General features: G+C 40.3%; 1 protein-coding gene. It reads right to left on the bottom strand.

Annotated features, from left to right (window positions below; genetic code table 11):
- The coding region (locus JEQ21_RS09835) for a MucBP domain-containing protein (protein WP_199365321.1) at positions 1-501 on the bottom strand (501 nt) is incomplete at both ends.

A 501-nucleotide genomic window follows, 5' to 3' on the forward strand; every position in this document is an offset into this window, starting at 1 on the left:
TTTCAGGAATGTATGGAATGTACTTGCCTAACTCACGGTATACATAAGTGACTGTCTTCGTACCTTCTTCAACCTTACCAGTTGTCGCATCTGATGTCGTCAAGTGACCTTGTTCATCAACTGTACCAACTTTGTACTCACCAGCTGGGACAAGTTTGTATGTCTTACCATCTTCTGTCTTGATGATTTCTGGACGGTTGTCCACGACTGTATCGTAGTCTGAATCCACATCACCGTTTTCAACATCTTTCACAGAAGTCTTGATTTGCTCACCTTCTGTATCTACGTAAGTAACAACAACTTCACCCTTCTTCACTTCAGGTGTTGGATCTTCTTTCAAGACATATTGATAAACGATGGTTTGTTTACCTTCTTTAACTTTACCAGTTTCTGGAGCATCTCCTTCATTTGAACGAACTGGTTTTGTTGTTGAAAGAACGTATGTTTTGCCGTCTTTTTCAATTTCAGCTGGTTTCGTACCTTGGTAAGCTTCACCAATTG

The sequence above is a fragment of the Streptococcus sp. 121 genome (assembly GCF_016458205.1).
In the GTDB taxonomy this organism is placed as follows: domain Bacteria; phylum Bacillota; class Bacilli; order Lactobacillales; family Streptococcaceae; genus Streptococcus.